Raw genomic sequence first — 13,269 nt, forward strand, 5'->3', positions numbered from 1 at the left:
GATAGTTCCTGCTTCAGGTTGAGTAAATCATGGATTGGATAGTCAAAGCGGCACAGGAAATATTTGCTGGCTTATCCCAGCTATTTACAACTCCGCTTTTTGAAATCGGCAACACCCGTCTTTCCCTCGGTTCGATTGTCCAACTGATCATGTTAGCGATCGCTGTCTTTATCGCTTCTCGCGCTATCAGCGAGTGGATTAAGCGAAAAATTCTAGTGCGAGTGAAATTGGATCGAGGAACGCAAGAAGCGATCGCAGCGGTCATCGGCTACCTTTTAGCAGGTTTCGGATTTATGATTGTCCTGCAAACGGCAGGCATCAACCTGAGTTCTCTAACGGTATTCGCTGGAGTGATTGGGATTGGGTTGGGATTCGGGTTACAGAATTTATCCAGCAACTTTATCAGTGGATTGACGCTACTTTTTGAACAACCAATTAGAGCCGGAGACTTTATTGAAGTTGATGGTCTTTTAGGAACCGTAGAAAATATTTCTATTCGTTCTACGATTGTTCGTACACTGGATGGCGTTTTTGTCATCGTTCCCAATGTTCGATTTGTTGAAAATCATATTATTAACTGGACTTATAAAGACCCGAAGTGTCGCATCCATATCCCGATTGGAGTTTCTTATGGGAGCGAGCCTATTTTAGTCACAGAGGCACTCTTAGCTGCTGCTCGAATGGAACCAGGCGTTTTATCTTCTCCTGCTCCTAAAGTTTGGTTTAAAGGTTTTGGGGAAAGTTCTTTAGATTTTGAACTATTAGTTTGGATCGATCGACCGCAGGGTAGCGATCCCATTAAAAGTTCTTTAAACTTTTCGATTGAGCATGAATTCCGCGACCGAGGAATCGAAATTCCTTTTCCCCAGCAAGATATACACATTCGCAACTTAGAAGAAATAACGCATCGGTTTCATAAAACCAGTGCCACAGATGTTCCTAATGGCAAAGTCAGTTCGCACAATAGCACCATCACACCCAACACCAAAGTTCTTGCCAAATCCCCCGATAACTGGACGCTGCGCGATTTGTTGCGGAGAGTCACTTTCTTTGAGGCGTGTACGGATTTAGAACTGCGGCAATTGATTGAGTACGGATATCGACAACTTTTTCCGAACGGACAGATTGTCTGTCAAGAAAATGACCCTGGCGATTCATTTTATATTATTCTGACTGGCTCAGTAGAAGTCTTTTCTCAAAAAGCAGAGAAATATATTGCCACGCTTCACAAAGGCGAGTTTTTCGGAGAAATTTCTTTGTTACTGGGAACTCCTCGTTCGGCAACAGTTCGCACTTTGGAAGATTCGATTTTGTTTGTAGTAGACCGCAACGATTTACAGAAGCTTTTAGTCACGCATCAGGAGTTAGCGGATCAGATTGCCCAAAAATTATCAGAACGACAACAGGCGTTACGAGATTTGGGGGTACTGACAGAAGAAGTCTCCGAACAGACTCCTTTAATCCGAATCCGCCAACGGATTCAAAGCCTTTTTGGCATCTAATACCATTTCACTTTATGCTTGCAACCGATACGCCTGTTGTCCCCTTGTTAAAGTGGGTTGGGGGGATCGTAAATGTGGCATCAAAAAAACGAATTGGTATAAGCTCAATTCGCTTGATGCGGGCAAATTTTCTCTCCTGTTTTGTAAGCTCTGTAGAGAAAGTAAAACTTGTATTTTGCTTTGCCTACAGCAATTTTCAGGTAGCTATAACGGCTGAATTAACAAACCTTAATCCATTAATAACTTTTTTTTCATTGTTTTTTAAACTAAAAATAATCTTTGACTATAAAACCTTAACCCTGATCAGGTATTCTGTCTTTGGTTAGATTCTGATGCAATTGAGCATCATGGAGCAAATAAGATGGTGGTGAAGGGAATGAAGTTAAAGCTGAACCCTTGGGCATTGTTGGGAGCAAGCGCACTGGCAACCGCTACAGTCGGTTTATCAGTGGCTACAGTTCAGTCGCAAAGTCCTAGCACAATTAAGATTGATGGTTCCAGCACCGTCTTCCCGATTACTGAGGCAGTAGCGGAAGAGTTCCAAAAGACCAAAAGAGGGGCGGTCAGAGTTACGGTGGGAGTTTCTGGCACTGGGGGCGGTTTCCAAAAGTTCTGCCGGGGTGAAATAGACGTTGCTGATGCCTCACGACCGATCGTCGTCAAAGAAATGCAGGCTTGCAAAGCGGCTGGTATTCAGTACATAGAACTGCCAGTGGCTTATGATGCCTTAACCGTCGTGGTCAATCCCCAAAACACCTGGGTGAAAAGCCTAAAAGTTGCGGAACTGAAAAAAATGTGGGAGCCTGCCGCACAGGGAAAAATCAAAAATTGGAGTCAAGTGCGTCAGGGATTTCCGAATGCACCTCTGAAGCTGTTTGGGCCTGGTGCCAATTCCGGAACCTTCGACTACTTTACCGAAGCTGTTGTCGGCAAAGCCAAGTCCAGCCGGGGTGATTTCACTGCTAGTGAGGATGACAACGTACTGGTGCAGGGCGTTAGCCGGGATAAAAATGCTCTAGGCTACTTCGGCTATGCCTATTACGCAGAAAACAAAGGCAAATTGAAAGCAGTACCGATTGATAGCGGCAGAGGTCCTGTATTGCCCTCTGCTCAAACGGTTCAGAATGGCACTTATAGTCGTCTGTCTCGCCCTCTATTTATCTATGTCAGCGCTAAATCTGCAAATAAGCCAGAGGTGAAGCAGTTTGTAGAATTTTACATGAGCAATGCGGGTCGGTTTGCTAGGGAAGTAAAGTACGTCGCCTTACCAAATCAGGCATATACGATCGGCATGAATCACTTCAAGAATAAAAAGATAGGCACCGTGTTTGCCGGTGATGCACCTGTCGGGCTGCGAATTGAAGAATTGCTGCGACGCGAAGCCAGACAGTGAAAAGAGTTTTGAGTTTTGAGTGATGAATCATCAGTTTTAATGAAATTCAAAATTCAAAATTATACAAAGGGAGGTGTTGTACCTCTCTTTGTTTATTGACATCTTCCACTTGCAATAACCTGCCAGAGATTTTAATCTATGGCTAATAGCAAAAGTCCTCTTGCATAGGACTCATATGCCGACTAGATAAAAATTTAAGTCCATTTTAATGGAGGAGCGCTATTAGCCAAGAAATAAATTTATTGGCGGGTTTTGAGGCTGACCCTTGAATGGTGCAAGATGTCAGTTTATTGACATTTATAAAATATTTACTGCTTGTGTTGGGCACGGATGAGAATGACTGAAAAATCACTGCAATCCAAACAAGCTCAACTATCCCCAAAGCTAGTACGCGATTTGCGCGAACGGGCAATTGAGTTTGGATTATTTCTGGCGGCGCTTTCCTCAGTAGCGATAACAATTGCGATTCTTGCCGTCTTGGTAACAGAGTCCTTGGCTTTCTTCAAGGAAGTTTCCCTGGTGGAATTTCTCACAGACACTCAGTGGACACCCTTGTTTGATGACAAGCACTTCGGGATCTTGCCGCTGGTTTCAGGAACCTTAGTTACCACAGCAGTTGCCTTGCTGGTAGCGATACCTCTGGGGACTATCGCTGCGATTTATCTGAGCGAATTTGCGCGTCCCCTAGTGCGTGAGGTCGTTAAGCCAGCCTTAGAATTGCTGGCAGGCGTTCCTACAGTCGTTTACGGCTATTTTGCACTCTTGTTCGTCACTCCGTTGTTGCAGAAGCTTTTCCCGGAACTGCCCGGTTTTAATATGTTGAGCGCTGGGCTAGTCATCGGCATTATGATTATCCCCTACGTTAGCTCTCTGAGCGAGGATGCCATGCGTTCGGTGCCCGTGCATCTGCGCGAGGGTTCTTATGCAATGGGGGCGACTCGCTTGCAGACAGCTTTGCGAGTGGTATTACCGGCTGCTATTTCCGGAATTTCGGCAGCTTACATTCTGGGAATTTCTCGTGCAGTGGGAGAAACGATGGTGGTAGCGATCGCTGCTGGCGGACAACCGAATCTTACCTGGAACCCAATGGAACCCGCCGCCACGATCACCGCCTACATCGTATCGGTGAGTCTCGGCGATTTGCCTCACGGTAGCTTAGAGTACCAAACCATCTTTGCAGCTGGACTTACCTTAGTGCTGATTACCTTAGTTCTCAACATTGCCGGACATTTCTTGAGGAAGCACTATCGAGAATTTTACTGAAATGTTTTGAGTTATTCGGCATTAGTTAATACCTAATTACTAATTGTCAATCGCCTATCTTCTTATTAACCCTAGCAAAAGACAAAAACCTCTGACTAATGACTAATAACGAATGACCAATGACTAATGACTAATTTACAACAAATCCGCAGTATTATCGCCCGCAACAAGCGCTGGGACGTTATTTTTACAATCATCGGCGTGTTGTCAATGCTAGTTGGAATTGTCACCTTGCTGGCGTTGGTAATTGACCTGATGATTGACGGTTTACCGCGCCTGGATTGGCAATTTTTGACTTCCTTTCCTGGTCGCAAGGCTGAAGAAGCAGGCATCCTATCAGCTTGGGTAGGAACCAGCTTGGTAATGTTAGTAACTGCCGTAGCAGCGATTCCAGTGGGCGTGGCAGCTGGCATTTACCTGGAAGAGTATTCTCGGAAAAACTGGCTTGCCGATTTAATCGAGATCAATGTCACCAACTTGGCAGGTATTCCCTCAATCATCTACGGGCTTTTAGCCTTGGGCTTCTTCGTGTACGCATTGAAACTGGGCGAGAGCGTTCTCACCGCCGGGTTAACGCTGGCACTGTTGGTTTTGCCCATCGTGATTGTCACCACGAGAGAGGCTCTCCGCGCCATTCCCAATAATATCCGCGAAGCCGCCTATGCAGTTGGGGCAAGTAAGTGGCAAACCATCTGGGATCATGTTTTGCCTTACTCAACTGGCACAATTTTGACTGGCATTATTGTTGGTTTAGCACGCGCCATTGGCGAAACTGCGCCTTTAATTACGATTGGCGCGCTTACTTTCATTGCCTTCTTACCAGATTCCCCGATTCAGGGAGAATTTCCCTTCATCTCTTTTAAATGGTTGCAGGCTCCCTTTACGGTCATGCCGATCCAAATGTTTGATTGGGTGTCTCGTCCGCAGGAAGAATTTCAGGTGAATGCGGCGGCGGCAGGTATCGTACTAATCGCCATGACGCTAACGATGAATGCGATCGCAATTTATCTGCGTTATCGTTTACGCAAACATATCAAATGGTAAAAAAAACACAGTCCAATTCATCTCACTCCACCCCAGCCAGAGCCATCAAAGCTAAGGTCAATCACTTAAATTTCTACTACGGTTCGCTCCAAGCACTCAAGGATATTAACTTGAAAGTGGGTGAAAAACAGGTGACAGCGCTGATTGGACCTTCGGGGTGTGGCAAAACCACGTTGTTGCGATGTTTTAATCGGATGCACGACCTCTACCCTGGCAATCGCTACGAAGGGGAGATTCTGCTAGATACCGATGGCATCAATATTCTCAGTCGTAAAGTTGACCCGATAGAAGTCCGGATGCGGATTACGATGGTGTTTCAGCGACCCAATCCTTTTCCGAAATCGATTTATGAAAATGTGGCGTATGGTCTGCGAGTGCGCGGTCAATCAAAGCGTAGCGCGATTGATCACAAGGTGGAGCAAGCTTTAAGAAGTGCTGCGCTGTGGGAGGAAGTGAAGGATCGGTTGAATGACTTGGCTTTCAATCTTTCTGGGGGTCAACAGCAGCGCTTGTGTATTGCTCGTGCCTTGGCGACTGAACCTGAGATTATTCTCTTCGATGAGCCGACTTCTGCTTTAGACCCCATCGCTACCGGCAGTATAGAAGAATTGATTAGTCAGCTCAAGAAGCAGGTGACGATTCTGATTGTGACTCATAATATGCAGCAGGCAGCTCGTGTTTCTAACTATACAGCTTTTATGTACTTGGGTGAGATTGTGGAGTTTGACGAAACTCAGAAAATCTTTTCTCAACCTTCTCAAAAGAAGACAGAAGACTATGTGAAAGGACGTTTTGGATAGGTTAAAGGGTAAGATTAGCGATCGCGCTTTGATTTAGGAGTTCTGCGCGATCGCTACTTGATACCCTTTATTTATTTTTTCTACCTTGAAGAAACTACAAGAATTTAAAAATTGAGTAAAGCTACCTTCCAATTTTAAGTGTTTGAGAATTTCAGTGATTGGTTGATTGTATTGCTTATGAAATTCTACTCCTAAAGTTTCTAGGGGGATATAACTTTTGGAGGATTCGGCAGTTAAAATAGTCAAAATCTTTAATAACACTTGTTCCAGCTCAAAGCGGGAGTTAATTTTAGATAAAGAAGCGGAAGCGATCGCTACCTGATAACCCTGCCCATTTTTCTCCACTTTCAATGTAGAGCATGACTGTAAAAATTGGGTAAAATTAGTACCCGCTTTTAATTTTTTCACCAGTGCAGTCGGGGATTGACCATATACTTTACTGAATTCTCCACCCAACGCCCCTATTAATATTTGAGCATCTAGAGACTGGACTTGCATTGCCTTAATAATATTTAAAACTGCATTTTCTAGTTCTGCTAGAGAATTGATACTAGATAAAGACTGAGGTTTCTCCTCTGATTGTCGAGCGTATTTAGGGTTTTCTGGTACTTTTTGGAGTTGCACAAAAGTCGGTTGTCCGAGTTGACTATTATCAGTTTGTAAGTCAGAATCTTGTTTGGTTGTTTTAGTCAGTTGACCGATTTTAAACAGCGTAATATATACCTCAGATGTTTCCGGTAGTTGATGCACTACAAAATCTGAGGGTCTATCTATAAAAATGTCTTTATCATTCTTTTCAGGACTATAACTATCAACAACTTGATTGATATTAATTTCGTACTTTTCGTAAAATAGCTGAGATAATGCAGATAACTTTATCCACTGAATTTTAGCCCGCTCTTGTTCTTCTAAAATCAGCATTTTTAAATAACTAATACATTCCACTAACGGTGGAATTACGGGTAAATATTTAGACGTATAAGTTTCAATTTCACCAGTTTGATAGTTAGATACCGTTATATTGCAACCCTGCCGAAAAACCCGATATACTGTTAAACCATATTTCTGAAGATGGTTACAAAGATTAGTCATCACTGTATCTGATGAGCAAACTAAAACTTCCTTAACTTTTGGGTAATGTTCGCGGATTGACAAGCCAACTGCTATCATTTTTCCATCAGCGTTATCCCTACCTGCGGGAACGTGAATTAAATCATAGCCGCGTTCATGCAATTCCGCATCTAACTTACCCATGCGCCGCCAATTTGCAAAGGCAATTTTCACCTGGATAGGGTAGGTGCAGACTGTTGTTAAAAACTTTTCTGTTGCGGAATCGAGTTGTAAGTTTTCGGCGTCCAAAAGCAAAATCGTGATATGTTGCTCCGGAATCAGCACTCGTGGCACTTCCGGTGGATGTGAAAAGCCTGAGCCATTTCTGGGATCTATTTCAGAGGCTGAATCGATTAAAATACGAAGTTTTTCTATTAACTTACTAGATATCGGCAATTCCAAACATTGAGGAGTTAAGATCAATTGCAGTAATTTTTGTACGGTTTTAATGAGTGCATCTCTATCGGGTGCTTTGTTGAGTTCGACTTGCAATTTCAGCAGGAAAGATGATTGATAAGGAGCATCACTCCAGGGAACATTCCGGTACTTTTCAGTTAATAATTTTGGCTGCTGTTGCTGAATGAAAATAATGGCTTGATAGAGACAGAAGCTAATTTCATTAATAACAACAGAATCATTTACCGAGGTCACGCGAACGTTATCTGGCATAGTTTTTTTTGGGTTATATTCAGGCGGCTTACCCCTGAAGTCTCTAGGGGGCGCTCCTAGTGTTAGGATTCCCCTCATAATAAAAGAAAGTGCTTCATACTTCTTAATCTTTACTATGGCAAGAGACTTGCGGGGATTCATCAAGCTACTGGAGGAACGAGGGCAGTTACGGAGAATCGACGCCCTGGTTGACCCAGATTTGGAAATTGCTGAGATTTCTAACCGGATGTTACAACGCGGTGGCCCTGGGCTGCTATTTGAAAATGTAAAAGGGTCAGCTTATCCGGTGGCGGTGAACCTGATGGGTACAGTTGAGCGGATTTGCTGGGCGATGAATATGCAGCATCCGTTGGAGTTGGAGGAACTGGGTAAAAAGCTGAGTATGTTGCAACAGCCGAAGCCACCGAAGAAGATTGGGCAAGCGGTGGAGTTTGGTAAGCTGTTGTTTGACGTGCTGAAGGCGAAACCAGGGCGTGATTTTTTCCCAGCGTGTCAGCAAGTAGTTATCCAAGGCGATGACCTGGATTTGAATAGATTGCCGCTAATTCGCCCTTATTCTGGGGATGCTGGCAAGATAATCACGTTGGGGCTGGTAATTACCAAGGATTGCGAGACGGGTACGCCGAATGTGGGGGTGTACCGGCTGCAACTGCAATCGCACAATACGATGACGGTTCACTGGCTGTCGGTGCGGGGCGGTGCGAGACATCTACGCAAGGCGGCGGAACGGGGGAAAAAGTTGGAGGTGGCGATCGCACTCGGTGTTGACCCTCTGATCATCATGGCTGCGGCAACACCGATTCCAGTAGATTTATCAGAATGGCTGTTTGCGGGACTCTACGGCGGTTCTGGGGTGCAGTTGGCGAAGTGTAAGACGGTGGATTTAGAAGTGCCAGCCGACTCGGAATTTGTCCTAGAAGGCACGATTACACCTGGGGAAGTCCTGTCAGATGGTCCTTTTGGCGATCACATGGGTTATTACGGCGGTGTGGAGGATTCGCCGCTGGTGCGCTTTCAGTGCATGACGCACCGCAAAGATCCCATGTATATGACAACTTTTAGCGGTCGTCCGCCGAAAGAAGAAGCGATGATGGCGATCGCGCTTAACCGCATTTATACCCCAATTCTGCGGCAACAAGTCTCAGAAATTGTCGATTTCTTCCTACCAATGGAAGCGCTGAGTTATAAGGCGGCAATTATCTCCATTGATAAAGCATATCCCGGTCAAGCGCGACGGGCTGCTTTGGCTTTTTGGAGTGCTTTACCTCAATTCACCTATACCAAGTTTGTGATTGTGGTAGATAAAGACATTAACATCCGAGATCCGCGTCAAGTGGTGTGGGCAATTAGTTCTAAAGTTGACCCGGTGCGCGATGTTTTCATTTTGCCAAATACGCCTTTTGATACCTTAGATTTTGCTAGCGAAAAGATTGGTTTAGGGGGAAGAATGGGGATTGATGCGACTACGAAGATTCCTCCAGAAACTGAGCATGAATGGGGCGAACCTTTGGAATCCGATCCAGATGTGGCGGCGATGGTGGAACGACGTTGGGCTGAGTATGGCTTAGCCGACTTGCAATTAGGAGAAGTTGACCCGAAATTGTTTGGCTACGATATGAGGTAACACCCCCCCAACCCCCTCCTCCACTTTTCAGGGAGGGGGCTAAGAAATAACACGGAGAGGGCTACGATAACTAGATGACCGCTTAAAATAAAAGTAAAAAATATTTTAGGAGTTACATCAATGCCTTCTCCATTTCCTGGTATGAACCCCTATTTAGAACATCCTAATCTATGGTCTGGATTACATCACTGGTTAATTATTGAAATTGCCAGATATTTGTCTCCCCAACTACGTCCTAAATATCGAGTCGCTGTACAAGTGCGAATGTATGAAACCATTGAGGAAAATTCGCTGTTTGTCGGTATTCCTGATGTGACAGTAATAAGTCGGCAGACTGTAACAGATTCGACAATGACGAATGTGGCAGTCGCTGCAACAACAGCACAACCTGTGAGGGTGACAATTCCTATGCCAATGACTATCAAGGAAGGCTATTTAGAGGTACGAGAAGTAGGGACAGAGGCATTGGTTACTACTATTGAAATTCTTTCTCCTACGAATAAGCGTTCCGGAAAAGGGCGGGAGATGTATGAGGAAAAACGCGAAAAAGTGCTTTTAAGTCGTACCAATTTGGTTGAAATTGATTTACTGCGGCAGGGCAATCCTATGAAATTTCAGGGAAATAATATTGAAAGCCAATATCGGATTTTAGTTTGTCGGGGCAACAACCGTCCTTATGCCGATTTATATGCTTTTAATTTGCCAGATGCGATCCCTTCATTTCCCCTACCTTTGCGTTCTGAAGATACTGAACCAGTAATAGATTTGCAGGCATTATTAAATGGGATATATGACACATCAGGTTACGATATGGTGCTAGATTACAGCCAGGAACCAGTACCGTCGCTATCAGAATCGGACGCAACTTGTGCTGATGCTTTGTTGCGATCGCAAGGATTAGGGTAACAATTTCGATGCACTCATGTTGATATATCTAGAAGTATAAAATGATTCAGCAATATCTCCAGAAGGCGATGGAATCGGCACACTATGAACTGCTTGAGGATGATGAAGGCTTTTATGGAGAAATCTCAGGTGCGACTGGAGTATGGGCAACAGGTAAAACCCTGGAAGCTTGTCGTACAGAACTTTTAGAAGTGCTGGAGGAATGGATAATTATCGGTATTGCTAGGGGTCACAACTTGCGACAATTTAATGGCATTATTTTAAAAGTTGAGTCTGTCGCCTGATAAGTAGTGAACCAGGCAGGAATTTCACTAAATGAATGGGAAAATTTGTGAGGTAATTGTATGCCTTCTCCATTTCCGGGGATGAACCCTTATTTAGAACATCCTGATTTTTGGTCTGGGATACATCACTTGCTAATTAGTAAGATTCTAGAGTTTTTGGCTCCTCAACTGCGTCCTAAATATATAGTTGCAGTTGAGGTGCGAATTTATGAAACCAGTGGAGAAAATTCACTGCTTGTAGGTATTCCTGATGTCACAGTACAACGTCCGCTAACTGCAACAAACCCCACGACAACTAATCTCACTGTCGCTGCGCCTCCAACACAACCTGTAACAGTAACAATTCCTATGCCTGAAACTCTCAAGCAGGGGTATTTAGAAATCATAGAGGTGGAGACAAAAGAAGTAGTAACGGCAATAGAAATTCTCTCCCCTGTCAACAAACGCTCTGGTGAAGGTCGCAAAACATACGAGGCAAAACGTCAAAAAATATTAGGGAGTTTGACGCATTTAGTTGAGATTGATTTATTGCGAAGTTGGAAACCCATACCATTTTTTAGTAATGGTATTCAAAGTGACTATCGAATTTTGGTTTGTCGGGGCGATCGCCGTCCTTTAGCTGATTTATATGCTTTTAATTTACAACATACAATTCCTAAGTTTCCCTTACCTTTGAAGTCAGGAGATACTGAGCCAGTGGTCGATTTGCAGATGTTATTGAATAGCGTGTATGACGTAGCGGGTTACGATATGCGGATAGATTACACCCGCGAACCAGTGCGATCGCTATCAGAATCGGACGCAACTTGGACTGATGCTTTGTTGCGATCGCAAGGATTACGGTAGTTGATTCGCTAATTTGAGATTTTTGTCGCTTCACTGGGAATACTAAGTTTAGATTCGTTGTAAGGTTAATCAAATTAGTATGAGCATAGACTGGACTACCCTGCTGCGAGCGCAACAAGCCGACTTCCTCGAAAAGCTAAAAACTTTCTCTATGGCTAAACTACAGCCACTCCCTAAACTTGCACTTTCGGTTTTCCTTGCATTAATTATCAGTCTGATATGGGTTGTCATCCCTGGTGTCAGTATAAACAAAGCTTTAGCTGCTGAGGCTCACCCAATCAATAAACTTGAGCCAGTATCCTTGAAAAAAAATCCGCTCAGTTTTTTGGAAAAAGTAGGAAGTTTTATTACCTCTGGCACTGGTTTTTTGTCTGATAATTCTGTTTTTAGGGCTTCTTTTGCAGCTAACCTCGCTTTTTCACCTACTCTTGCACCTACATTTACACCTACCCTTGCACCTACGTTTGCGCCTAGTCTTTCTTTAATGAGGATTGATTCCTTTTTTACAGTTCAAGAGTTAAACTTGATTAACATTAATATTGGTGACAAGGAAAATACCACTTCTTCTATTTTAAAATTATATAAAGACGGATTAAATAAGGTTAAAGAGAAAGGGGATTTTAAGAATGCTATTAAGGATTACAGCAATGCTTTAAGTAAAGGCAACTTTGCGGAAGGTTATGTTAGCCGAGGACGCGCCTATTCAAGATTAGGGGATGAGCAAAAAGCCCTTGAATATCAGCAGAAAGATATTGAAGAGCAGGAATTAGAGTTAGGCAACAAGCAAAAAAAACGTGAATATCGGCAACAAGTTATTAAGTATCAGGAAAAATCGAATGAATATCAACAAAAAGCGATAGCAGATTATACTAAAGCATTGGCTGTAAATCCCAAGTTTCCTTTTGAGCCAGAGGACGGCAAGTGGCAACCCGATCCAGATCGCTATGTTGAACCACTACTTGGACGAGCCGCTGTCTACATTAAACTTGGTAACTATCAGGCAGCTCTTGATGACTTCAACGAAGCTATTAAGCGCAATCCTGACTTTTACGATGCTTATTTAGGTCGTTCTACTATCTATCTTGGAATAGAAGATTATCAGAAAGCGATTGAAGATTTGAACGTGGCATTGGATCTCAATCTTGACTATCCTGCTGCCTTTTTAAGGCGTGGTTCTATCTGGGGTGAATTGGGAGAATATGAAAAAGCGATTGAAGATTTTAATGAGGCGATTGAAAGCAAGGCGGAAGATGCCAGCACCTATTACGCTGATTCTTACTACAAACGGGGTCTTGCTTACTTAAAGTTGGCAGAGAATCAGAAGGCGGTTGAAAATTTCAATGAAGCGATTAAGCTGGATTCTAAATACCGCGAAGCCTACTACAGCCGAGGAATTGCTTACGACAAACAGGGAAAGTATAACGAAGCAATTAAGGATTACAGTCAGGCATTACTAATTTACAACATTAGTGCATCTTCATGGTATGAGGGTGCAGTTCATTCAGTAGCTATTAGCCCCGATAGCAAGACTATTGCCAGCGGCAGTGATGACTCGACTATTAAACTATGGAATACGAAAGATGGTCAAGAAATCAAAACTCTTTATCAGCCTCAAACAAAGGAACTATACAGATGGATTCAGGCAGTTACTTTCAGTCCGGATGGGAAAACTATCGCTGCGGGAAGTAGTAATAGAAGTGTTAAGCTGTTATGCATTTAAACTGTGATAAGAGCATTGCCCTTGTTTTTGAGCTTTCGTTCCCATTTGATAATCAACTCTCCTTCATTTAAAAGCTTATGTAATACATACTCTAGCTCTTCAATTGAT

12 protein-coding genes are annotated in these 13,269 nt (G+C 43.5%); 11 read left to right on the plus strand and 1 reads right to left on the minus strand.

Annotated features, from left to right (window positions below; genetic code table 11):
- The first annotated feature begins 29 nt into the window (after nt 1-29).
- The 6 genes from ACFW2W_RS27825 (at nt 30) to pstB (ending at nt 6,002) form a co-directional block, all read left to right on the plus strand.
- Nucleotides 30-1,502, plus strand: a complete 1,473-nt coding sequence (locus ACFW2W_RS27825) for a cyclic nucleotide-binding domain-containing protein (RefSeq protein WP_378185425.1) — start codon at nt 30-32, stop codon at nt 1,500-1,502.
- A 14-nt stretch (nt 1,503-1,516) separates the two neighbouring features.
- Nucleotides 1,517-1,828, plus strand: a complete 312-nt coding sequence (locus ACFW2W_RS27830) for a hypothetical protein (protein ID WP_378185427.1) — start codon at nt 1,517-1,519, stop codon at nt 1,826-1,828.
- Between the two features lie 50 nt (nt 1,829-1,878).
- On the plus strand, nt 1,879-2,895 hold the full coding sequence (locus tag ACFW2W_RS27835; RefSeq protein ID WP_378185429.1) for a PstS family phosphate ABC transporter substrate-binding protein: 1,017 nt from the start codon (nt 1,879-1,881) through the stop codon (nt 2,893-2,895).
- A 336-nt stretch (nt 2,896-3,231) separates the two neighbouring features.
- Nucleotides 3,232-4,158, plus strand: a complete 927-nt coding sequence (pstC, locus tag ACFW2W_RS27840) for a phosphate ABC transporter permease subunit PstC (protein ID WP_378185431.1) — start codon at nt 3,232-3,234, stop codon at nt 4,156-4,158.
- Between the two features lie 126 nt (nt 4,159-4,284).
- Nucleotides 4,285-5,202 (plus strand): phosphate ABC transporter permease PstA, encoded by a 918-nt coding sequence (gene pstA, locus ACFW2W_RS27845; protein WP_378185433.1) that lies wholly within the window; start codon nt 4,285-4,287, stop codon nt 5,200-5,202.
- Nucleotides 5,196-6,002: a phosphate ABC transporter ATP-binding protein PstB gene (gene pstB, locus ACFW2W_RS27850; protein WP_378185435.1), complete on the plus strand. Its 807-nt coding sequence runs from the start codon at nt 5,196-5,198 to the stop codon at nt 6,000-6,002. Before pstA ends, pstB begins: the two co-directional genes overlap by 7 nt.
- A gap of 33 nt (nt 6,003-6,035) precedes the next feature.
- On the opposite strand, the gene ACFW2W_RS27855 is transcribed toward pstB, so the two are convergent.
- Nucleotides 6,036-7,781, minus strand: a complete 1,746-nt coding sequence (locus tag ACFW2W_RS27855; RefSeq protein WP_378185437.1) for an NYN domain-containing protein — start codon at nt 7,779-7,781, stop codon at nt 6,036-6,038.
- A 115-nt stretch (nt 7,782-7,896) separates the two neighbouring features.
- On the opposite strand from ACFW2W_RS27855, the gene ACFW2W_RS27860 reads away from it, so the two are divergent.
- The 5 genes from ACFW2W_RS27860 to ACFW2W_RS27880 all read left to right on the plus strand — a co-directional run bounded on the left by ACFW2W_RS27860 (nt 7,897) and on the right by ACFW2W_RS27880 (nt 13,161).
- On the plus strand, nt 7,897-9,405 hold the full coding sequence (locus tag ACFW2W_RS27860) for a UbiD family decarboxylase (RefSeq protein ID WP_378185439.1): 1,509 nt from the start codon (nt 7,897-7,899) through the stop codon (nt 9,403-9,405).
- A 120-nt stretch (nt 9,406-9,525) separates the two neighbouring features.
- Nucleotides 9,526-10,311, plus strand: a complete 786-nt coding sequence (locus tag ACFW2W_RS27865; RefSeq protein ID WP_378185441.1) for a DUF4058 family protein — start codon at nt 9,526-9,528, stop codon at nt 10,309-10,311.
- A 41-nt stretch (nt 10,312-10,352) separates the two neighbouring features.
- Nucleotides 10,353-10,595, plus strand: coding sequence for a type II toxin-antitoxin system HicB family antitoxin (locus tag ACFW2W_RS27870; protein ID WP_378185443.1), 243 nt, complete (start codon nt 10,353-10,355; stop codon nt 10,593-10,595).
- Between the two features lie 60 nt (nt 10,596-10,655).
- A complete protein-coding gene (locus tag ACFW2W_RS27875) occupies nt 10,656-11,441 on the plus strand; it encodes a DUF4058 family protein (protein WP_378185445.1) in 786 nt (261 codons plus the stop codon).
- 79 nt (nt 11,442-11,520) lie between these two features.
- Complete coding sequence (locus ACFW2W_RS27880) at nt 11,521-13,161, plus strand: tetratricopeptide repeat protein (protein WP_378185448.1); 1,641 nt, start codon at nt 11,521-11,523, stop codon at nt 13,159-13,161.
- Nucleotides 13,162-13,269 lie beyond the last annotated feature (108 nt).

The organism is Coleofasciculus sp. H7-2, assembly GCF_042747725.1.
In the GTDB taxonomy this organism is placed as follows: Bacteria; Cyanobacteriota; Cyanobacteriia; order Cyanobacteriales; family FACHB-T130; genus FACHB-T130.